Genomic DNA, 20,319 nt, shown 5'->3' on the forward strand with positions numbered 1-20,319 from the left:
ACGGCCATGAGCGCACAGGTTCCCGAAGTGCAGGCGGTGCCGGGCTACCCCGGCGAGCCCTGGTTCGACGGCGCGCCGTCGGCGGCCCGGGCCGGCCCGGCGATCGCCGCGTGGCGCCGGCACCTGGCCGCGGCGCTGCGCGGCTGCGGCCGCCGGCTGGTTCCCTGGATCGTGCCGCTGGCGCTCGTGGCCGGCTGGCAACTCGCGTCGTCGCAGGGCTGGCTGTCCAGCCGCGTGCTGCCGGCTCCTGTCGACGTGCTGCGGTCGGCGGCGCAGCTCACGGTGTCGGGCGAGCTGTGGGCCCACGTGAAGGTGAGCGCGGGCCGGGCCCTGCTCGGGCTGGCGATCGGCGGCGGCCTGGGGCTGGCGCTGGGCCTGCTCACCGGCTCGCTGCGGCTGGCCGAGGCCCTGCTGGACTCCAGCCTGCAGATGCTGCGCAACATCCCGGCGCTGGCGCTGATCCCGCTGGTGATCCTGTGGTTCGGCATCGACGAGACGGCCAAGCTGTTCCTGATCGCGGTGTCGGTGTTCTTCCCGATCTACCTGAACACCTTCCACGGGATCCGCAACGTCGACCCGGCGCTGGTGGAGATGGCGCGCACCTACGGCCTGTCGCGCGGGCAGCTGTACCGGCAGGTGATCCTGCCGGGCGCGCTGTCGTCCATCCTGGTGGGCCTGCGCTTCTCGCTGGGCCTGGTGTGGGTGATCCTGATCGTGGCCGAGACCATCTCCGCGCAGGCGGGGATCGGCTACATGACGATGAACGCCCGCGAGTTCCTGCAGACCGACGTGGTGCTGGTGGGCATCCTGCTCTACGCGCTGCTGGGCAAGCTGGCGGACGTCCTGGCCCGCGGGCTGGAGCGCTGGTGGCTGCGCTGGCACCCCGGCTACGCCGGAGGTCGCCATGGCTGACGGCGGCGTGCGCATCGAGCTGCGCGGGGTGTCCAAGCGTTTCGGCGAGCGGCGGGTCCTGCGTGGCACCGACCTGGTGATCGAGCCGGGCGAGTTCGTCGCCATCGTGGGCCGCAGCGGCTGCGGCAAGAGCACCCTGCTGCGGCTGGTGGCGGGGCTGGACGAGCCCACCGGCGGCGGCGTCGCCCTGGACGGCCGGCCGCTGCAGGGACTGGACGCCGACACCCGCGTGATGTTCCAGGACGCGCGCCTGCTGCCCTGGCGGCGGGTGCACGACAACGTGATGCTGGGCCTGCCGCGCAGCCAGTCCGCACGCGCCGCCGAGGTGCTGGCGCAGGTCGGCCTGGCCGACCGCGGAAGCGAATGGCCGGCGCGGCTGTCGGGCGGGCAGCGCCAGCGCGTGTCGCTGGCCCGCGCCCTGGTGCACCAGCCGCGCCTGCTGCTGCTGGACGAGCCGCTGGGCGCCCTCGACGCGCTGACCCGCATCGAGATGCAGGCGCTGATCGAGCGGCTGTGGCAGGCCCACGGCTTCACCGCGCTGCTGGTCACCCACGACGTGCAGGAGGCGGTGGCGCTGGCCGACCGCGTGGTCCTGGTCGAGGATGGCCGGATCGCGCACGACGAGCGGGTGCCGCTGCCGCGGCCACGCTCGCATGCCGATCCGCTGTTCGGGCAGATCGAGCAGCGCATCCTGGCCCGCGTGCTGCGCCGGCCCGGCACCGAACCGGCCGCCGAGGGCGGCTGGCCGCAACCCATCGCCCATGCCGTGCGCTGGGCCATCTGAGTTTCCATCCCAAGCAACCGAAAGGACATCCCATGCCGATCCAGGCCATCAACGTGCGCAACCAGTTCAAGGGACAGGTCAAGGAGATCCTGCGCGGCGACGTGCTCTCCGAAGTCGACGTGCAGACCCCGTGGGGCATCGTCACCTCCGTCATCACCACGCGTTCCATCGACGAGCTGCAGCTCAAGCCGGGCTCGGACGTGGTGGCGCTGGTGAAGTCCACGGAGGTGTCCATCGCCAAGCTGTAGCGCCGCCGGCAGTTGCCTGCTGCGACGGCAACGCCGGCCAAGGGTTTTCCCGGAGGGCGCAAGTGTCGATCGGGGCCATGGTCGTGCGTCGTCAGGGCAGAGGGATGTCCTCTGCCCCGATCCGCCGACCACCATGCCCACGACCAGCACCATGCCCACCAGCACCGTCCGGCTCCACCGCGTCCTGCGCGCGCCGCCCCAGCGCATCTACCGCGCCTTCCTCGAAGCGGAGGCGATCGCCAAGTGGCTGCCGCCGCACGGCTTCACGGCCCGCGTGCACGAGATGACGGCCGAGGTCGGCGGGCGGTGGCGGATGTCGTTCACCAACTTCGGCACCGGGCAGACCCACTCGTTCGGCGGCCAGTACCTCGAGCTGGTGCCGCAGCAGCGCATCCGCTACACCAGCGTCTTCGACGATCCCAACCTGCCCGGCGAGATGCAGACCAGCGTCAGCCTGGCGGCGGTGACCTGCGGCACCGAGCTGAACGTCGTGCAGGAAGGCATCCCCGGCGTCATTCCCGCCGAGGCGTGCTACCTTGGCTGGCAGGAGTCGCTGCTGCTCCTGGCGCAGCTCGTCGAGCCCGAGATCCCGGGCTGAGGCCCCGTCACGCGGCCGCGCGCGCCGGTCCCTGGCGCCGCGCGTGCGACAGGAAGAACCGCAGCATCTCGCGGCTGGCGTCGGGGCCTTGCGGGTCGGTGTAGCTGCCCTGCGGGCTGCCGCCGCTCCAGGCGTGCGGGGCGCCGTCGATCGACCAGTGCTCCGCCACCACGCGGCCTTGCGCATCGCACCGCACGCGCCGGGTGCTGCGGCGAACGCCGGGGGCTTCCACCACGTCGGGGGCCTGCGCGGGCAGGTCGGGCAGTGCCGTCCCGAAGACCCGCCCGCCGTTGCCGGGGTGCACCGTCTTGTCGGCGCTGCCGTGGAACACGATGGTGGGCACGGCCAGCGGGCGGGTCTCGACCGGCGTGCCCGTGCCCTGCATGGCCTGCAGCGCGGAAGGCAGGTCGCGCGCCGCGCCGGCCGGCAGCCCTGAGTGCACGCCGACCGCCGCGAACACATCCGGGTAGGCGTGGCCCAGGACGGCGGCCATGGCGCCCCCGGCCGACAGGCCCGCGACGTACACCCGGTTCGGGTCGAGGCCGTGGCGCGCCACCACGTCCTGCACCATGCCGGCCAGCAGCGCGGCCTCGCCGCGGCCGCGCTGCTGGTGCGAATGCTTGAACCAGTTCCAGCAGCGCTGCGGATTGGCCCGCTGCGACTGCACGGGGTACAGCACGCAGAAGCCCTGCTCCCGGGCCAGCGCGTTCATGCGCGTGCCGGCGGCGAAATCGTCGGCATCCTGCGTGCAGCCGTGCAGCATCACCACCAGCGGCAGCGCACGCCCCTGCGCACCGGAGGGCACGTAGAGCTTGTAGTCGCGCCCCGCCGTGTCCGGACCCCCGAACCGGGCGGCGAAGAACGCCTCCTGCCGTCGCTGCGGCCAGGGCGGCTCGCCCCCGGCGGCATCCCGCGGCCTGGCGGCCCCGGCCCCTTGCGTCCCGCCTGCACCCACCGTCCCGCCCGCCCCGCCGGGCTCCGCCGCCGGTCTTGCTGCCGGCCGCGCGCCTGGGGAGGTGGCCGCTCCGTGCGGCAGGCCCGGCGGCTGCGGCTCGGTCGCGACCACCCGTGCCTCGACGTCGATCACGTCCTCGTCGGCGGCCGGCGGCCGGATGGCGCCGCCGAGCGCATCCTGGAGGGTGGCGGTGGCGGCCTGGAGGCGTCCCTCGCGGGTGAGGCGGGTCGCTTCCTGCATGAGGCGCTGGAGGTCTGGGTGCATGAGGTCCTTCTGGGCAATCGTCGCAGGTGGGCCCGCGTCCGGTGGCTGCAAGGGCGCAGTGGCAACAGAACGCGTCCGCCCGGCCGCCGCCCTGGCCGGGCACGCGTACCATGCAGCGCCAGGAGACGCGATGAGCCATCAGAACGGTGCAGGCGGGGCGGTTGCCCTCTACTGGGACTTCGAGAACGTCCACGCGAGCCTGTGCGAGGAGAAGGACCCGGGGGCCTATGCGCGCCCGGACAACCGCTTCAAGCCGCAGGAGCCGCTGGTCGATGTCCCGGCCGTGCTCGAGCTGGCGGCGTCGTACGGCCCGGTCGCGATCCACCGGGCCTACTGCAACTGGCAGTTCTTCGGGCGCTACCGCGATCAGCTGCTGCAGGCGGCGGTGGAGCTGATCCAGCTGTTTCCGCCGGGCGGCGGCACCAAGAACAGCGCCGACATCCGGCTGTGCCTGGATGCGCTGGAGGACGTGGGGCGCTTCCCGCACATCGGCACCGTGGTCATCGTTGGCGGCGACAGCGACTTCATGCCGGTGGCCCAGAAGCTCCGGGCGGCCGGTCGCCGGCTGGTCGGTGTCGGCACCCGCCAGGCCACCAACCGGCACTGGGCCAGGAGCTGCCACGAATTCCGCTACTACGAGGATCTGCTGGGCGAGCGCAGCGCCCCGGCCGCGGCCGTGCCGGCGGAGCCCGACGGCCTCTAGCGCGTGCCGGCCTGCCTGCACCGCGGTCGGCGCTGGCCGGCCCGGGTGGCGGCTTGCGCGACCCGCCTCCCGGCAAACCCCAGGCGCTGGACGAGGCGCGGCGCCCGGGCGGTGGAGCGGCTGGCCGTCGATCGGTGGGGCCAAGCCATCAACCGCTGCATGTCGGGCGTGGGCCGTTGGGCCGCAACGCCTGGGGCAGACGCGGATGCGGACCGGCGCTCGCGCGCCTAGACTGGCGCGGCACCCCCTCCGACCACCATGCCCCCACCCACCATTCCCGCGGCCCGGCTCGAGGCCTTTGCCCTGCAACTGCTGCTGGCCGCCGGCATGCCCGACGAGCGGGCGCAGGCGGTCGCCACCGTGCTGGTCGAAGGCGACCTGACGGGCCACACGACGCATGGCCTGCAGCTGCTCGCGCCCTACCTGGCGGAGATCGAGAAGGGGGCGATGCGTGTGGAGGGCGATCCGCTCGTGGTCAGCGACCAGCCGGCCGCCCAGTTGTGGGACGGCTGCCGGCTGCCCGGTCCCTGGCTGGTGCTGCGTGCGCTGGACGCGGCCACGCAGCGGGCCCGCCAGGCCGGCACCGGCACCGTGGTGATCCGACGCAGCCACCACATCGCCAGCCTGGCCAGCTACCACCGCCGCGCCGCCGAGCAGGGCACGCTCTTGCTGCTGGCGTGCTCGGACCCGAACACGTGCAGCGTCGCGCCGTTCGGCGGGCTGACGCCGGTGTTCACGCCCAACCCGGTGTCGGCGGCGTTCCCCACCGGCGGTGTCCCGGTGTCGGTGGACATCTCCACCTCGACCACCACCAACGGCCTGACCAACCGGCTGCACCAGCAGGGGGGCCGGTTGCCGGCGCCCTGGCTGATCGACGGCCACGGACGCCCATCGGACGATCCGAGCGTGCTGTTCGCGCAGCCCCAGGGCACGATCCTCCCCCTGGGCGGACTGGACTCGGGCCACAAGGGCTTCGGGTTGTCGCTGCTGGTGGAGGCGCTGACCGGCGGACTGGCCGGCCACGGCCGTGCCGATCCGCGCGAGGGCTGGGGGGCAACGGTGTTCGTCCAGGTGATCGATCCGCAGGCGTTCGCCGGGCTCGAGGCGTTCGAGCGGCAGATGGGCGCGGTCGCCGCCCAGTGCCGGGCTTCGCGACCGGCCGATCCGGCCCGGCCGGTGCGGCTGCCCGGCGAGCGCGCCCATCGCCTGGCGCAGGAGCAGCGGCTGCAGGGCGTGGCCTTGCACGACGCGATCCTGCCGGCACTGCAGCCCTGGGCCGACCGCTACGGGGTTGCGTTGCCGGCGTGAGGGGGGCGGACCCCGGCGCCAGGACCGGCCAGGACCGGCCTGGCGGCTTGCCCGGCCGCCCTCAGGCCGGGACTGCGCGGTGGCCCCGCACCAGCTTCATCACCAGGGGCGCGAACCACACGACCGCCGTCACCACGGCCAGTCCTGCGGCCAGCGGCCGCGTCAGGAACGCCAGCAGGTTGCCGTCGCTCTTGATCATCGAGGTGATGAAGTTCTCCTCCAGCATGCCGCCCAGCACCACGCCCAGGATCGCCGGCGCGATCGGGAACCGGTTGGCCTCGAGCAGGTAGGCGACCAGACCGGCCACCAGCATCACGCTGACCTCGAACAGCGAGTTGTTGATCGCGAAGGTGCCGACGATGCAGAACAGCAGGATCAGCGGCATGAGGATGTTGCGCGGCACCTTCAGGATGCGCCGGGCTGCCTTGATGCACAGCAGGCCGAGCGGGATCATCAGCAGGTTGGCCAGGATGAACAGCAGGAACACCGCGTAGATGTTCTGCGGGTTGGTGGTGAACAGCGTCGGCCCGGGGTTCATGTTCTTCATGTAGAGCACGCCGATCACGATGGCCGTGATGCTGTCGCCGGGAATGCCGAACACCAGGGCCGGGATCCAGGCGCCGGCCAGGGCGCTGTTGTTGGCCGAGCCGGACTCGACGATGCCTTCGATGTGGCCGGTGCCGAACTTCTGCGGCTCCTTGGAGAACTTCTTGCTCATCGCGTAGGACATCCAGGCGGCGATGTCGGCCCCGGCCCCGGGCAACGCGCCGACCGCGGTGCCGAGCGTGCTGCCGCGCAGGATCTGCACGGGGTAGCGCCGGGCCAGCTCCCACTGCCCCTTCAGCACGTTGCCCACCTTCTCCACCACCAGTTCGGCGGGCGGGCTGGTGTCCACCATGTAGCGGATGACCTCGGAGATGGCGAACATGCCGATCATCATCGCGATCATTCCGATGCCACCCGTCATCTCGGCGTTGCCGAAGGTGAACCGGGGGTAGCCGGCCGGGTTGCCCAGCCCGACGCACGCCACCAGCAGGCCCAGCAGCAGCGTCACCACGCCCTTGAGCGGCTGGTCGCTGGTGATGAAGACCGCGCACGTGAGGCCCAGCAGCACGAGCCAGAAGTACTCGAACGAGCTGAAGTGCAGCGCGACCTCTGCCAGCGCCGGTGCCGCCAGGATCAGCACCACCGTGCCGAACAGGCCGCCGACGGCGGAGAACACCAGCCCCGCGCCCAGCGCCATCTCGGCCTGGCCCTTGCGGGTGAGTGCGTAGGCTTCGTCGGTGTAGGCGGCCGATGCCGGCGTGCCGGGGATGCGCAGCAGGCAGCCGGGCACGTCGCCCGAGAAGATGGCCATCGCGGTGGCGGTGACCATGGTGGCGATGGCCGGGATCGGCGCCATGAAGAACGTGACCGGCACCAGCAGCGCAGTGGCCATGGTCGCGGTCAGGCCGGGAACGGCGCCCACGAACAACCCGAACAGGCCGGCGCCGAGCATGGCCAGCAGCGTCGTCGGCTCGAACACCATGGCGAACGCCTGCAGCACGGCGGAGGAGGTCACCATGCGATCCCCTTGAGAACGCCCCAGGGCAGCGGCACGCGCAGCAGCTTGTAGAAGGCCAGGTGCACCAGCAGCGCCGCCAGCACGGCCACCAGCACCGCGCGCCCGGGCGGCACCCGCAGCACCAGGAACAGCGCGAGCAGGATCAGCGTGGCCGAAGGCAGGAAGCCCAGGCGCTCGGACACCAGGATGTAGAACAGGACTGAGCCCACCGCCAGGGCGAACGCGAGCACGTGGCGGGGCGAGCGGACCCAGTCATCCCAGGCGAACCAGCGCTGCTCGTGCCGCTGGCGCCAGCCACGCACCACCAGGATCAGCCCGCACAGGCACAGGCCGGCGGCGATCAGGCCCGGGAACAGGGCCGGCCCGACCGGCTGGCCCGGGATCCTGGGATAGCCTTGCACGGCCCCGAGCACCAGCGCGCCAAGGGCGACCAGCAACCCGCCGAACACTGCGTCGTTGAGTTTCATCGCAGGGACCCGTGCGGCGCGCTACTTCACGATGCCGACGGCCTTCATGGTCGCGCCCAGCTCGGCATCGGACTTGGCCATGAAGCGGCCGAACTCCTCGGGCGGCGCATAGACCACGCCGAAGCCGCGCTGGGCCATGAAGTCGGTGTACTCCTTGCTGTTGGCGACCTTGCGCACCGCAGCCGCGAGCTTGTCGCGGATGTCGTTGGGCAGGCCCTTGGGCGCGACGATGCCGCGCCAGGCGGCCATGGTCCAGTCGCTGCCGAGGACCGACTTGATGGTCGGCACGTTGGGGTACAGCGACGACGGCTTGTCGTTCATGATCGCCAGGCTCCTGACCTTGCCGGCATCGATGAGCGAGCGGGCTTCGGGCAGCGACACCGGCGCGATCTCGACGCCGCCCGCCACCATGTCCTGCAGGCCCGGCGCTGCGCCGTTGCTGGGCACCCAGGGCACCGCCGCGGGATCGATCTTCTGGTCGCGCAGCAGGCCTGCGAGCGCCAGGTGCCAGATGCCGCCCTGGCCGGTGCCCGAGGCCTTGAACTTGCCGGGGCTGGCCTTGACCGCGGCCAGCAGGTCCTGCACGGACTTGTAGGGGGCGTCGGCGCGCACCTGGATGCCGGCTGGATCGGCGTTGACCAGCCCGATCGGCGTGTACGAGGCGCCGGTGAGCTCGGTGAGCCCCTGCCAGTGCATCATGCCGATCTCCACCGTGGCCAGCCCGATGGTGTAGCCGTCGGGCGGCGCGGCCGCGATGGCCGCGTGGCCCACCACGCCGCTGCCGCCGGTGCGGTTCACCACGTTGACCGGCTGCCCGAGCTCCTTTTCCAGCAGGCTGCCGACGATGCGCGCGGTGGCGTCGGTGCCGCCGCCCGCGCCCCAGGGCACGATCAGCGTGACCGGCCGGCTCGGGTAGTTGGCCTGGGCGGCGGCGGGCAGGGCGCAAGCGAGTGCCAGCGCGCCCATGGCGGTGGCGACCCAGGCGCGGCGGGTGCGAAGCGTCATCCGGTTGTCTCCTTCGTGTCGCAGCTCGTGCGGCGCGACTGCGGCCAATCTACGCCGGCCGGCGGGCCCGCGGACCTAGGGAGAACCCAGCACGGAACGCGACCGGCCGCCCGAGCGGTCGGTTCCGCTGGCTGTGCGGCGTTGGGGCCGTCCGGGGGCGCCGCTATCCTCGACCGCGGAGGGTTCCATGCTCAGAACGATCGCCGGCCTGCTCGCCGGCACCGCCCGGCGCGAGCGCGGTGCGGCGGCGCCGTATGCGTCCCTGAGGACCGAGGGGGCCTTCATCACGGCATGGGACGCGCAGGGCCGCGAGATCTACATCGACCGCCGCACCTGGCTGCTCGACGTGCTGCTGCCCAACCTGCGCCGGCACTGGGACGACGCCGACGCGCTGGCCGACCTGGTCGTCGGCGGCGTCGACGACGGTTTCGCCACCAACCTGCTCGAGGCATCGCGGCGCGTGCTGGAGCTCGACCGGCACCGCAAGCCCGAACGCGGCTACCTGCTGCGCGGCATCGTGCTGCGCGAGAACCGGCGGCTGTCGCAGGCGCAGTCGGTGCTGGAGGAGGGCATCCGCCTGGTCGGGCGGCGTGCGGCGCTGCTGGTCAACCTGGCGAAGGTGCACGCCGAACGCGACGATGGCGCGAAGGCCGAGGCGCTGCTGTGGGAAGGGCTGCAGGGCGATCCCAACCTCGAGGCCGGCCTCGCGTGGTGGGTGGAGGGCGCCCGCCGCCGCTCGGGCGAGGAGGGCGCCCGCCAGGCCCTGCGGCAGGCGGCCGGCCTGCCGCGCAGCTGGCTGGCCCCGCTGTGGCTCGCGCGCGGCCACCTGCAGGCGCAGGAGCTGGACGAGGCGGTGGCGCTCTACCGCCGGGTGCTGGGCAGCGCGCACCAGCAACCTCTGGCGGTTGCCACCATCGCGCAGGATCTCGCGCGCCACCGCCAGGCGGGCGCGCTGGTGGAACTGCTGGGCCCCGTGTACGACCCGCTGCGGCACGAGGCGCAGGCCGGCGTGCAGCTGCTGGATGCCTTGCTGCAGCTGCAACGGCGCAAGGAGGGCCAGGCGCTGCTCGTGCGCCTGGAGCGGGTGGCGCCGGCTGCGCTGCAGCCACGGCTGCAGGCCCTGGCCGAGGCGTTCGCCGTGCCCGGCGGCGGCGTGCCGGCGGCCTGAGCGCCGGCCTTCACAGCAGTTCGTTGAGCAGGTAGCAGGCCTGGTCCTGGAGCTTGTGCCAGGCGCCACGGCGGCGCCACGCGTCGAGGTGGATCTCGTTGGCGCGCCGCGCGTGCCGCTCGAACACCGCGTCCAGCTGCCGTGCCAGCGCGTCGTCCAGGATCGACAGCGTGATCTCGTCGTTGGTGTCGAACGAGCGGTCGTCGAAATTGGTCGAGCCGAGCGCGCACCAGCGGCCGTCGATGGTCATCACCTTCTGGTGCAGCAGCGTGTGCGGGTACTCGAACAGTCGCACGCCGCATTCGAGCAGCTTCTCGAAGTTGCGGTGGCCGGCATGCTGCACCAGCGGGTTGTCGGAGCCGCTGGTCGACGGCATCAGCACCCGCACGTCGACGCCGCGCCGCACCGCCGCGCCCATCGCGTCGATGGCCTCCGGCTCGGGGATGAAGTAGGGATTCTGGATCCACAGCCGCTCGCGCGCCATGCACAGCGCGGCGTGGTGCAGGATCTTCACGGCGGGCGCGGAGTTCTCCGGTTTCACGAACGCCGCGTGCACCAGCGACGGCCCCGCCTGCTCCAGGGCAGGGAACACGCCGTCGCCGACGAACAGCTCGCCCGTCTCGCCGGCCCAGTTCTCGCTGAAGGCCGACTGCAGGCTGTGCACCACCGGACCGCGCACGTGGAGGCTGAGGTCGGCGGTGTGGCGGTGGTCCTCGGCGTCGCCCAGCCAGTCGTCGGTGATGCAGTGCCCGCCGACGAAGGCTTCGCGGCCGTCCAGCACCACCAGCTTGCGGTGCGTCCGGTCGGTCAGCACCCCGAGCGTGATCAGCGAGGGCTTGTGGAAGAAGACCAGTCGGCAGCCGGCTTCCTCCATGACGCGCCGCTCCTGGCGGCCGATCTTGCGGCTGCCGGTGGCGTCGAGCATCACGCGCACCTTGAGGCCGGCGCGGGCCCGCTCGGCCAGGGCCTGCGCCACCCGCCGGCCCAGCGCGCCTTCCTTCCACAGGAAGGTCTCGAAGTGGACGGTGTGCCGCGCCTGCGCGATGCGCGCCACGAGCACGTCGAAGAAGTGCCCGTTCTCCAGCAGGGTCAGGCGATTGCCCGGCAGCGCCGTGCCGAGCGTGAGCCCGGCCAGGGAGGGAAGCAGCCTCTCGATGGGCGCGTCGCACTCGACCTGCAAGGTCGGGCTGCGATGCCGGCGGGCGGACCACAGCACCAGCCCCAGCAGCAAGGCGGTGGCGGCAAGCAGCAGGATCCAGAGGTCGGTGTGCATGGCGTGCGACGCAGAGATCGGCCGAGCTTAGGCGCGGCCACCGCGCGCCATGCCAGGACTGGCCCGAAAGGGCCGGCCGTCGCAACGCGACGGGAAGGGGAAGGTGCGGTGGGCGAATGGCCGACGGGCGGACGCGATGGCCACCGGCTTGCTAGGCTCGGTCCATGCACACGCTGTTCCGCGTCCTCCTGGCCTGCGTCTCCTTCTTCCTGGCCGGCGCCGCCAGCGCCGCCGATGCCTGGGCGGCGCTGGCCAGGCCGGGCGCGGTGCTGCTGCTGCGCCACGCCACCGCGCCGGGGGTCGGCGATCCGCCAGGGTTCCGACTCGGCGACTGCAGCACGCAACGCAACCTCGACGACGAAGGCCGCGACGAGGCGCGCCGCCTGGGCGACCTCTTCCGCCGCCGCGGCATCCAGGTGGGGGCGGTCTGGACGTCCCAGTGGTGCCGCACCCGCGAGACGGCCCGGCTCGCATTCGGCGATGCCGTGCAGGACCAGCCGGTGTTCAACTCGTTCTTCGGCGCCGACGCGGTGCAACGCGACGCCCAGACGCGCCAGGCCCGCGAACTGCTCGCGCGCTGGCGCGGGCCCGGTGTCCTCGTCGCCGTCACGCACCAGGTGAACATCACGGCGCTCACCGGCGCCGGCATGGGCTCGGCGGAAGGCGTGGTGGTGCGGCCGCGCCCGGATGGCCGGCTGGAGGTGGTCGGGACCGTGCAGCCCTGAACGGGGATCGGTCGGCACCCGGGAACCAGGGCGCCAGGTGCAGCATGTCGCCGACAACGTTCCGGCGCACGGTCCGGAACGCCGCCGGCCCTGGGGCCTCAGGCCCAGGCGCCGAAGGCGGCCTGGCGGAAGTCGTTCCAGAACGGGTCCCAGAAGCCGTCGAAACGCTGGGTCATCAGCACCATGGCGAGGCCGGTGCCCGGCGACACCAGCCAGTGCGTCGCGGAGGCGCCGCCCCACTGGTAGTCGCCGACGGCGCCGCAGCCGCCTTCCGGCACCGCCAGCGTCACCGCGCCCGCCAGTCCGTGTCCGAGATGCGGCAACGGGCCGGTGTCCGGGAACTCGACGAACACGCCGGGCGCCAGCTGGTTGCGCGGCAGCAGGGCCAGCGTCTGCGGCTGCAGCAGGGTCGGGCCGCCCGGCACCAGCGACCGCACCAGCGCGACCATGTCGCCCAGCGTGGACACCAGACCGCCGGCCGCCGACAGCCGGGGCACCGGCTGCAGGTACGCCCTGGGGTAGGGAAGCTCGTCGGCGCGACGCACCGGCGAGGCCGGGTCCTCGCTCGATCCGCGGTAGTGCGCGACCAGGCGGTGCGCCTCGCCCGGCGGAACCACGAAACCGGTGTCCACCATCGCCAGCGGCCCGAAGACCTGCTCGCGCAGGAAGGCATCGAACGGCCGGCCGCTGACCACCTCGACGATGCGGCCGGCCACGTCGGTGGCCGTGGAATAGGACCAGGCCTCGCCGGGATGGAACTGCAGCGGCAGGTCCGCCAGCAGATCGACGGTCTGGGCCAGGGTGGTGCGCGGATGCTGCACCCGCCGCTCGGTGTAGGCCCGGGCCAGCAGCGAGTCCGGACGGATGAAGGTGGCGGCGATGCCCGAGGCATGCGTGAGCAGGTCGCGCACCTGCAGGGGACGGCGGGCGGGCTCGGTGTCGTCGAGCGAGGTCGCGCCCGGCCGCAGCACGCGCCGGTCCGCCAGCCGCGGCAGGTGCCGCTCGACGGGGTCGTCCAGCCCCAGGCGCCCGTCTTCCACCAGGCGCAGCACCGCGCAGGCCGTCACCAGCTTGGTGTTGGAGAAGACCCGGAACAGGTGGTCCGGCCGCAGCGGCACCTGGGCCTCCTGGTCGGCCCAGCCCAGGCAGTTGGTCGCGACCACGTCGCGCCCGCGCAGGACGGCATAGGACACGCCGGCGAGCACGCCGGTCTGGAGGAAGGGTTGCAGGCTCTCGTCGAGGTCGGCGCTGGGCTGCAGGACAAGGGGGGCGGCAGGAACGGACATGGGCCGTCATTCTGGCGCCAGTGCGGCGGCGGCGGAGGCCATGCGTCACCGGCGTGACGCCGCGCGGGCGCCCGGTCAGTGGCGGGCCGGCTCGCCGAACACGTACGCGTCCATGGCCAGCGTGCCGTAGGTCATGCCGCCGTCGATCACGCGCACCGGTGCCTGCGGCGTGGCCGCCCCGAACGCGAACGGCAGCGGCAGGTAGTGCTCGGTGGTCGGATGCGCACGCCGGGCATGGGGCGCGCTGCGCAGGACGTCGACGAGGGCGTGCTCGTCGTGGCGGGTGACCGCGCCGCGCGCCCACGCCACGAACTCGTCCGCGAAGCCGGCGCTGCCGGCGCCGTCGCCGTGCCGCAGTTCGTGGAGGTTGTGCGTGATGCTGCCCGAGCCGACCAGCAGCACGCCTTCGTCCGCCAGCGGGGCGAGCGCGCGGCCCAGCCGCACCGCCCCGGCGGGGTCGAGCTGCCGCGGCATGGACACCTGCAGCACCGGCACGTCCGCCTCCGGATAGAGATGGCGCACCGGCACCCAGGCGCCGTGGTCGAGCCCCTGCTCCGGGTCGGCGGCCGGCTGCCAGCCGTCGCCAGCGAGCAGCGCCAGCGCGCGCGCCGCGACCTCGGGCGCGCCGGGCGCCGGATAGCGGATCTCGTACAGCGCGCGCGGGAAGCCCCCGAAGTCGTGGATGGTCGCGGGGGCGGACGTGGTCGCGACCCGGACCCCAGGCGTCATCCAGTGCGGCGACAGCACCAGCACCGCGCGCGGGCGCGGCAGCGCCTGGCCGAGCTGCCGCAGCAGCGGGCCGGCCCGGCCCGGTTCGACCGCGAAGGTCGGGGCACCGTGGGAGATGAACAGCGAAGGCAGGCGGGACATGGCGGTTCCTTTCCCGCCAATGTAGGTCGGCCGGGGCGGCGGCGAAAGACGGAGAATCGGGACGGATTGTCCCGCCAGCCGACACGATGGCCCGCTTCGCGCTGCAACCCTCCTTGTCCGTCGACCCCGACGCCGCCAGTGGCGGCCAGCCGGCGCGGCCGCGCGCTGCGGACGTGCGACCCGGCACCCGCGGCCCGGCATCCGATCGCCGGGCACCGGCTGGGCCCCGGCAGCCGCTCGCCTCCCCGTCCGTGGTCCTGGGGCGTCCCTGTCGGGCGGTGCGATGGGTGTGATGGAGAGCGTCATGGCGTTCCTGCAGTCGCTGCAGGGACCGGCCGCCTACGCGCTGCTGTTCGCCGTCCTGGTGGGCAGCGGCTTTGGCCTGCCGGTGAACGAGGACCTGCTGCTGCTCGCGGCCGCGGCGCTCACGCTGCGCGGCGTGATGGAGCCGGTGCCGCTGGTGGCGGTGGCCTGGTGCGGCATCGTCTGCGCCGACGCGCTGATCTTCCACTGGGGCCATCGGTTCGGCGCGCCGCTGCTGCGGCACCGGATCGCCGCGCGGGCACTGCCGCCCCCGCGCCTGGAAGCGATGCAGGCGGCGATGCGCCGCTGGGGGCCGGCCTGCCTGTTCGCCGTGCGGTTCCTGCCCGGCCTGCGCACCGCGCTGCTGTTCGCGGCCGGGTCGCTGAAGATGCGCTACCGCCACCTGTTCGTGTTCGACGGTGCCGCGGCGCTGATCGAGATCCCGCTGCTGGTGTACGCGGTGCGCTACGTCGGCGGTCGCTGGCAGGACATCCTGGCCGCCCTGCAGCGGTGGCAGGCGGTGCTGTGGCCCCTGCTCGCCGTGCTGTTGGTCGCCGGCTGGATCGCCTGGCGCGCGCGGCGCCGTGGCCGCCCGTCGGCCTGACGTCGGCGGCTGGCACCGGGCGCGCCGGCCTTGATCTGCCTCAACCGGGACGGGCGCCGGGCTGCCTACAGTGGCCGGTTTCACCTGCACCACGATGCCGATCGAGCTCTACCGCGACGAGAACCACGCCTGCCTGATGTTCACCGACCTGGTCGAGGAGGACGGCCAGGCCGTCCAATCCAACCAGTTCCTCATCGTCGACCACGGGCAGGGCGCGGTGCTCGACCCGGGCGGCAACCTCGCGTTCAACGAGCTGTTCCTCAGCCTGTCGCGCTTCTTCCCGCCGCAGCAGTTGAGCTACCTGCTGGCGTCGCATGCCGACCCGGACATCATCGCGTCGCTCGACCGGTGGCTGACCTCGACCCAGGCGACGCTGGTGATCTCGCGCGTGTGGGAGCGCTTCGCGCCGCACTTCACCAAGGCCGGCAAGAGCGAAGGGCGGGTGCTGGGCGTGCCGGACGCCGGCGGGCTGCTGCCGCTGGGGCGCTGCGAGCTCGCGCTGCTCCCGGCGCACTTCCTGCACGCGGAGGGCAACTTCCATTTCTGGGATCCGGTCAGCCGCATCCTCTTCACCGGCGACCTGGGCGTGTCCATGGTCAGCGGGGCGCAGGCGGCGCGGCCGGTCACCGACCTCAAGCCGCACATCGCGACGATGCAAGGCTTCCACCGGCGCTACATGGTGTCGAACAAGGTCCTGCGCCTGTGGGTGCGCATGGCGCGTCGCCTGCCGATCGCGATGCTGGTGCCGCAGCACGGCGCACCCATCCAGGGGCGGCAGGCGATCGCCGACTTCTTCGACTGGGTCGAGCACCTGCAGGCGGGCATCGATCTGTTGGACGATCGCGCCTACCAGCTGCCCAGCGCGGCCATCGACGTCGGCGCGCACCGTCAATGGCCCGCGCGGCGGATGGCGGGAACCTGAGCGTCAGCCGGTGGCCGCCGTCATGTCGCACTGCTGAAACACGAAGTCGGCATCATCGGCGCCGTCCACCTGGAGCACGAACCCCAGCCGCTCCAGTTCGAGCGCGAGCCGCGCCACCTGGGCCTGGCTGCCGAGCCGCACGTTGCGGTCGGCGTACGCGCTCAGGATGCGGATGGTCCAGCCCTCTCCGGGGCGGCTTTCGAATTGCGCCGCGTTGCGGATCGCGGCGAGCAGGGCCTGGTCGAGTGAACGTGGTGACATGGTCCCGCAGGCTGCCGACATGGCTTCCTACATGCTGTCGGCCTGGAGCTTGCCCGTGGCGGGCCCGGCGCCGACAACACAACGGTCGCGTTGAGCGTGTGACCGAGTGGTCAGGTCGGCGTCAGAGAGGGCGCCCGCGCGGGGAGCATGGCTGGGCTGCGGCTAAGATGCGGACCAAGGAGGCGACCCCTGCCCGGCACCGAAGCCCGCCAACCAACGGGACGGCCGTCACCAGCGATCCAATCCATGCCCAACATCGGCACCGTTCTCAAGAGTGAAATCTCGCGCATCGCACGCAAGGAAGTGCGCGCGGAAACGCAGCAGCTGAAAAAGACCGTCGCCCAGTACCGCGGCCAGATCGCGCAGCTCAGGCGAGAGCTGCAGTCCCTGCAGCAGCAGCTGCGGCGCCAGTCGCGCAAGGGTAGCCCGGCACCTCGCGCCGAAGCACCCGAGGAAGACGACGACAGCCCCTCGCTGCGGTTCTCCGCGAAGGGCCTGGCCGCACAGCGCAAGCGCCTGGGCCTGTCCGCGGCCGCCGTCGCCAAAATCCTGGGCGTCTCGGCCCTGTCGGTCTACAAGTGGGAAAGCGGCAAGACGCGGCCGCGCGCCAGGCAGATCGAGGCGATCGCCTCGCTGCGCCGGATGGGCAAGCGCGAGGCCATGGCCCGCCTGGCCGCCTGACGATGCCGCTGCCCGAGCCGGCCGCGCGGCGGCACCTGCACACCCGCGCCGTCACCTACCGCGGCTACCTGCGCGACGACGGCCTCTGGGACATCGAAGGCGAGATGTCCGACGTCAAGACCTACGGGTTCGAGCGCTCGGACGGCAGCGACATGCCGCCCGGTCGGCCCATCCACGGCCTGTCGATCCGCTTGACGGTCGACGAGGGCATGACGATCCGCGCCATCGCCGCCGCGATGGACCACACGCCCTTCGGCGAATGCCAGCAGGGCCGCGATCCGATGCAGCAGATGGTCGGGGCGCGGCTGGGCCCCGGCTGGCGGCAGGTCATCGAGAAGGCGCTCGGCGGGGTGCGCGGCTGCACGCACCTGCGCGAGCTGCTGTTCAACATGGCGACGGCCGCCTACCAGACGGTGTTTCCCTGGCGCGAGCGCGAGCGGCGCCTGGCCGGCGTCCAGCCGGCGCAGAGCACCGAGCCGCCCTACCACCTGGGCCGCTGCATCGCCTGGGACTTCGATGGCGCGGTCACCGCGCGGCACTATCCCCAGTTCGCCGGCTGGCAGCCGCTCAGGCGCGCGGCGCCGAAGGATCCTCCGCCTTCGTCCACGTGAACACGCGCACCGGCGGCACGTTGATCCATTCCCAGTGCTTCTCGGCACGGCCGAGATACGGTGAGGCGAAACCGGCCACGTGCGCGCGCACCTGGTAGGCGACGAAGCGGCCGCCCGGCCGCAGCACCTGCGCCACGGTCGCGGCGATGCGGTCCGACACCTCGGGGGGCATGGTCGAGAACGGGATCCCCGAGACGATCGCGTCCGGCGCGGGCAGGCGCCGCGCCGCCAGGTAGTCGGCGAGGCGTTCGGCACTGCCCAGCTCCAGCAGCAGGCGCGGATCACGCAGCGATTGCGCCAGGTGCTGGTGGAACGTCGGATCGAGCTCGATGGCCAGCAGGCGGGCGCTCGGCTGCATGGCCTGCAGGAACGCGGCGGTCGTGCCACCCGTGCCGGGGCCGAGTTCGACCACCGTCCTGGCCTGCGCGATCCCCGCGCTGCGCACCAGCCGCTGCTCGAGCCGGCGCGAGCTCGGGACGACGGAGCCGACCTGGGCCGGGTTCCGCAGGAACCCGCGCAGGAACTCGAAGCTGTCGCGCAGCGGGCCAGCCGGGATGCTGTCCGCGGAAAGGATGCTCGGGCCGCTGCGGCGGGTGCGGGGGTCTTGGAAGGGCATGGAGGGTTCGTCCTGTGATCTGCGGCGATTCTGGAGTTCGCACGCCTGAGGCCGTGTCGGACGGTATTGACAAGCTTGCCGTCGCGCTCGGGCCCACGGATGCGTTCGAGGCGCGGGCCGACTGCCCCACGGGCGGCTCGCCCGGCCCTACAGTTCCGGGTCCATGAATCCGTTCTTCGAGAGGGCGGCGTCGGCCGCCGCCACCCAGTGGCGCCGCGTGCGCGACGCCATCCGGCGCCATCCGTGGCGGGCTGCGCTGCTGCCGCCCGGCCTGGTGCTGGCCTATGTGCTGGTGCTGGTGCCCTTCACGCCGAGCACCGCCAACCTGCGCAAGGCCAAGGTCGAGGCACCGGCGGTGCTGATGTCGGCCGACGGGGTGGTGCTGGCCACCTACCAGCGCGTCCACCGGCAATGGGTGCCGCTGGCGAAGGTGTCGCCTGCGGTGGTCCAGGCGCTGATCGCCACCGAGGACCACCGCTTCTACCAGCACCACGGCATCGACCTGTACCGCACCGCCGCGTCGGTGTGGCACACCCTGCGTGGCCAGCGGCAGGGCGGCTCCACGCTCACCCAGCAGCTGGCACGCAACCTGTACCCCGAGGAGATCGGCCGTTCGGCCACCGTGCACCGCAAGGTGAAGGAGGCGATCACCGCGCTGAAGATCGAGGCCGTCTACAGCAAGGACGAGATCCTCGAGACCTATCTCAACACGGTGCCGTTCCTCTACAACGCGTTCGGCATCGAGATGGCCGCGCGCACCTACTTCGACAAGTCCGCCAGCCAGCTCGACGTGCTCGAGAGCGCGACGCTCATCGGCATGCTCAAGGGCACCAGCTACTACAACCCGGTGCTCAATCCCGAGCGCGCGCGGGCGCGGCGCAACGTGGTGCTCACGCAGATGGCGCGGCGCGGCGTGCTGCCCGCCGAGCGGGCGCAGGCGCTGGCCCAGCGGCCGCTGCGGGTGGACTTCGAGCGGCAGGAGGAGCCGCTCGGGCCGGCGCCCCACGTGGCGCAGCACGTGCGCAAGTGGCTGATCGCCTGGGCCGACCGCAACGGCTACGACGTCCACGCCGACGGGCTGGTGGTCCGCAGCACCTTGAACACGCGCCTGCAGCGCGCGGCCGTGCAGGCGGTCGGACGGCAACTCGCCCAGCTGCAGCCGCTGGCCGATCGCCGCCGCAAGGCGGGCGAGGAGCGGCAGCTGGTGCAGGCCGGCTTCCTGGCGACCGACCCGCGCAACGGCCACGTGCTGGCCTGGGTCGGCAGCAGCGACTTCGAGAAGGACCAGTTCGACCATGTCAACCAGGCCCGGCGGCAGCCGGGCTCGACCTTCAAGCCGTTCGTCTACGGCGCCGCGTTCATGGCCGGCATGCGGCCGACCGACACCTTCGTCGACCAGCCGGTGACCCTGCAGGGCAAGGGCGGCGAGGTCTGGAGCCCCAAGGACGTCACGCCGCCCACCGGGCGCCCGATGACCTTGCGAGACGGCCTGGTGCAGTCGCGCAACTCGATCACGGCGCAGGTGATGGACCGGGTGGGTCCGGCCAGCGTGGCCAAGCTGGCGCAGGCCATGGGCGTGCGCGACAGCCGGCTGGACGTGGTGCCCTCGCTGGCGCTGGGCACCAGCCCGGTCACCCTGCGGGAGATGGTCGGCGCCTATGGCGCGATCGCCAACAACGGCCGCTGGCTGGAGCCGCTGCTGGTGCTGCGCATCGAAGACCGCAGCGGCAAGGTGCTCGATGCGTTCGTGCCCGGACGGTCGGAGCAGGCCATGCCGAAGCCGGCGGCCCTGGCCCTGGTGAACGTGATGCGGGGGGTGGTCGACGAAGGCACGGCGACCGCCATCCGCACCCGCTACGGGATCACGGCCGACGTCGCCGGCAAGACCGGCACCACCCAGGACAACACCGACGGCTGGTTCATCCTGGCGCATCCCCAGCTGGTCGCCGGTGCGTGGGTCGGCTTCAACGACCCGCGCACCACCATGCCCGACGCCTGGGGGCCCGGTGCCCGCAGCGCGCTGCCGATGGTGGGCGACTTCTTCCAGCAGTCGCTGCGCAACCGCTGGATCGAGGAGAAGGCCGAGTTCGACATTCCCCGGCCGCGACCCAAGCCGCGCCGGGAAGCCGACCCGATCGAGCAGATCGTCAACGACGTGCTCGGGCGGATCCTGAAGATCTTCCAGTGAGCG

22 protein-coding genes are annotated in these 20,319 nt (G+C 72.6%); 13 read left to right on the forward strand and 9 right to left on the reverse strand.

Going from position 1 to position 20,319, the window contains the following annotated elements:
• The first annotated feature begins 6 nt into the window (after positions 1-6).
• The 4 genes from ssuC to VFE82_RS06585 all read left to right on the forward strand — a co-directional run bounded on the left by ssuC (position 7) and on the right by VFE82_RS06585 (position 2,542).
• Complete coding sequence (ssuC, locus tag VFE82_RS06570) at positions 7-912, forward strand: aliphatic sulfonate ABC transporter permease SsuC (protein ID WP_324999456.1); 906 nt, start codon at positions 7-9, stop codon at positions 910-912.
• Entirely contained in the window at positions 905-1,696 is a 792-nt protein-coding gene (locus VFE82_RS06575; protein WP_324999457.1) for an ATP-binding cassette domain-containing protein, read from the forward strand. The genes ssuC and VFE82_RS06575 overlap by 8 nt, the downstream gene beginning before the upstream one ends.
• A 32-nt stretch (positions 1,697-1,728) precedes the next feature.
• Positions 1,729-1,944, forward strand: coding sequence for a molybdopterin-binding protein (locus VFE82_RS06580; RefSeq protein WP_324999458.1), 216 nt, complete (start codon positions 1,729-1,731; stop codon positions 1,942-1,944).
• 151 nt (positions 1,945-2,095) lie between these two features.
• A complete protein-coding gene (locus VFE82_RS06585) occupies positions 2,096-2,542 on the forward strand; it encodes an SRPBCC family protein (protein ID WP_324999921.1) in 447 nt (148 codons plus the stop codon).
• Positions 2,543-2,549: 7 nt separating this feature from the next.
• Here the strand turns inward: VFE82_RS06585 and VFE82_RS06590 are convergent, their stop codons facing one another.
• The gene (locus tag VFE82_RS06590; RefSeq protein ID WP_324999459.1) at positions 2,550-3,761 is read right to left on the reverse strand and encodes a PHB depolymerase family esterase; all 1,212 of its coding nucleotides are present in this window, start codon (positions 3,759-3,761) and stop codon (positions 2,550-2,552) included.
• A gap of 130 nt (positions 3,762-3,891) precedes the next feature.
• Here VFE82_RS06590 and VFE82_RS06595 point away from each other — a divergent pair, with 130 nt between their 5' ends.
• The gene (locus VFE82_RS06595; protein WP_324999460.1) at positions 3,892-4,464 is read left to right on the forward strand and encodes an NYN domain-containing protein; all 573 of its coding nucleotides are present in this window, start codon (positions 3,892-3,894) and stop codon (positions 4,462-4,464) included.
• A 258-nt stretch (positions 4,465-4,722) separates the two neighbouring features.
• On the forward strand, positions 4,723-5,772 hold the full coding sequence (locus VFE82_RS06600) for an Ldh family oxidoreductase (RefSeq protein WP_324999461.1): 1,050 nt from the start codon (positions 4,723-4,725) through the stop codon (positions 5,770-5,772).
• A 61-nt stretch (positions 5,773-5,833) separates the two neighbouring features.
• On the opposite strand, the gene VFE82_RS06605 is transcribed toward VFE82_RS06600, so the two are convergent.
• From VFE82_RS06605 to VFE82_RS06615, 3 genes are read right to left on the reverse strand one after another with little or no spacing between them, the layout of a single operon-like run.
• Positions 5,834-7,336 (reverse strand): tripartite tricarboxylate transporter permease, encoded by a 1,503-nt coding sequence (locus VFE82_RS06605; protein WP_324999462.1) that lies wholly within the window; start codon positions 7,334-7,336, stop codon positions 5,834-5,836.
• Positions 7,330-7,803 (reverse strand): tripartite tricarboxylate transporter TctB family protein, encoded by a 474-nt coding sequence (locus VFE82_RS06610; RefSeq protein ID WP_324999463.1) that lies wholly within the window; start codon positions 7,801-7,803, stop codon positions 7,330-7,332. Before VFE82_RS06610 ends, VFE82_RS06605 begins: the two co-directional genes overlap by 7 nt.
• A gap of 21 nt (positions 7,804-7,824) precedes the next feature.
• Positions 7,825-8,808: a tripartite tricarboxylate transporter substrate binding protein gene (locus VFE82_RS06615; RefSeq protein WP_324999464.1), complete on the reverse strand. Its 984-nt coding sequence runs from the start codon at positions 8,806-8,808 to the stop codon at positions 7,825-7,827.
• Between the two features lie 187 nt (positions 8,809-8,995).
• On the opposite strand from VFE82_RS06615, the gene VFE82_RS06620 reads away from it, so the two are divergent.
• Positions 8,996-9,976: a hypothetical protein gene (locus VFE82_RS06620; RefSeq protein ID WP_324999465.1), complete on the forward strand. Its 981-nt coding sequence runs from the start codon at positions 8,996-8,998 to the stop codon at positions 9,974-9,976.
• A 10-nt stretch (positions 9,977-9,986) separates the two neighbouring features.
• Here the strand turns inward: VFE82_RS06620 and VFE82_RS06625 are convergent, their stop codons facing one another.
• Complete coding sequence (locus VFE82_RS06625; protein WP_324999466.1) at positions 9,987-11,249, reverse strand: phospholipase D-like domain-containing protein; 1,263 nt, start codon at positions 11,247-11,249, stop codon at positions 9,987-9,989.
• A 164-nt stretch (positions 11,250-11,413) separates the two neighbouring features.
• Here VFE82_RS06625 and VFE82_RS06630 point away from each other — a divergent pair, with 164 nt between their 5' ends.
• On the forward strand, positions 11,414-11,974 hold the full coding sequence (locus VFE82_RS06630; protein ID WP_324999467.1) for a histidine phosphatase family protein: 561 nt from the start codon (positions 11,414-11,416) through the stop codon (positions 11,972-11,974).
• A gap of 98 nt (positions 11,975-12,072) precedes the next feature.
• On the opposite strand, the gene VFE82_RS06635 is transcribed toward VFE82_RS06630, so the two are convergent.
• Together VFE82_RS06635 and VFE82_RS06640 are read right to left on the reverse strand one after the other, a co-directional pair.
• Positions 12,073-13,260 carry a serine hydrolase domain-containing protein gene (locus tag VFE82_RS06635; RefSeq protein WP_324999468.1) on the reverse strand — a complete coding sequence of 396 codons (1,188 nt, stop codon included), beginning with the start codon at positions 13,258-13,260 and terminating at the stop codon, positions 12,073-12,075.
• A gap of 75 nt (positions 13,261-13,335) precedes the next feature.
• Positions 13,336-14,130: a class III extradiol ring-cleavage dioxygenase gene (locus VFE82_RS06640; RefSeq protein WP_324999469.1), complete on the reverse strand. Its 795-nt coding sequence runs from the start codon at positions 14,128-14,130 to the stop codon at positions 13,336-13,338.
• Between the two features lie 304 nt (positions 14,131-14,434).
• Here VFE82_RS06640 and VFE82_RS06645 point away from each other — a divergent pair, with 304 nt between their 5' ends.
• Positions 14,435-15,037, forward strand: a complete 603-nt coding sequence (locus VFE82_RS06645; RefSeq protein WP_324999470.1) for a DedA family protein — start codon at positions 14,435-14,437, stop codon at positions 15,035-15,037.
• A 94-nt stretch (positions 15,038-15,131) separates the two neighbouring features.
• Positions 15,132-15,959 carry an MBL fold metallo-hydrolase gene (locus VFE82_RS06650; RefSeq protein ID WP_324999471.1) on the forward strand — a complete coding sequence of 276 codons (828 nt, stop codon included), beginning with the start codon at positions 15,132-15,134 and terminating at the stop codon, positions 15,957-15,959.
• Between the two features lie 3 nt (positions 15,960-15,962).
• On the opposite strand, the gene VFE82_RS06655 is transcribed toward VFE82_RS06650, so the two are convergent.
• Complete coding sequence (locus VFE82_RS06655; RefSeq protein WP_324999472.1) at positions 15,963-16,220, reverse strand: hypothetical protein; 258 nt, start codon at positions 16,218-16,220, stop codon at positions 15,963-15,965.
• Positions 16,221-16,466: 246 nt separating this feature from the next.
• Between VFE82_RS06655 and VFE82_RS06660 the strand changes: the two genes are divergently transcribed.
• Both VFE82_RS06660 and VFE82_RS06665 read left to right on the forward strand, forming a co-directional pair.
• Positions 16,467-16,901 carry a helix-turn-helix transcriptional regulator gene (locus VFE82_RS06660; protein ID WP_324999473.1) on the forward strand — a complete coding sequence of 145 codons (435 nt, stop codon included), beginning with the start codon at positions 16,467-16,469 and terminating at the stop codon, positions 16,899-16,901.
• 2 nt (positions 16,902-16,903) lie between these two features.
• Positions 16,904-17,512, forward strand: a complete 609-nt coding sequence (locus tag VFE82_RS06665) for a DUF2889 domain-containing protein (protein ID WP_324999474.1) — start codon at positions 16,904-16,906, stop codon at positions 17,510-17,512.
• On the opposite strand, the gene VFE82_RS06670 is transcribed toward VFE82_RS06665, so the two are convergent.
• On the reverse strand, positions 17,469-18,128 hold the full coding sequence (locus VFE82_RS06670) for a class I SAM-dependent methyltransferase (RefSeq protein ID WP_324999475.1): 660 nt from the start codon (positions 18,126-18,128) through the stop codon (positions 17,469-17,471). The genes VFE82_RS06665 and VFE82_RS06670 overlap by 44 nt on opposite strands.
• A gap of 163 nt (positions 18,129-18,291) precedes the next feature.
• Here VFE82_RS06670 and VFE82_RS06675 point away from each other — a divergent pair, with 163 nt between their 5' ends.
• Positions 18,292-20,316: a penicillin-binding protein 1A gene (locus VFE82_RS06675; RefSeq protein WP_324999476.1), complete on the forward strand. Its 2,025-nt coding sequence runs from the start codon at positions 18,292-18,294 to the stop codon at positions 20,314-20,316.
• Positions 20,317-20,319 lie beyond the last annotated feature (3 nt).

The sequence above is a fragment of the Ramlibacter sp. genome, from assembly GCF_035655895.1.
Lineage (GTDB): Bacteria > Pseudomonadota > Gammaproteobacteria > Burkholderiales > Burkholderiaceae_C > Ramlibacter.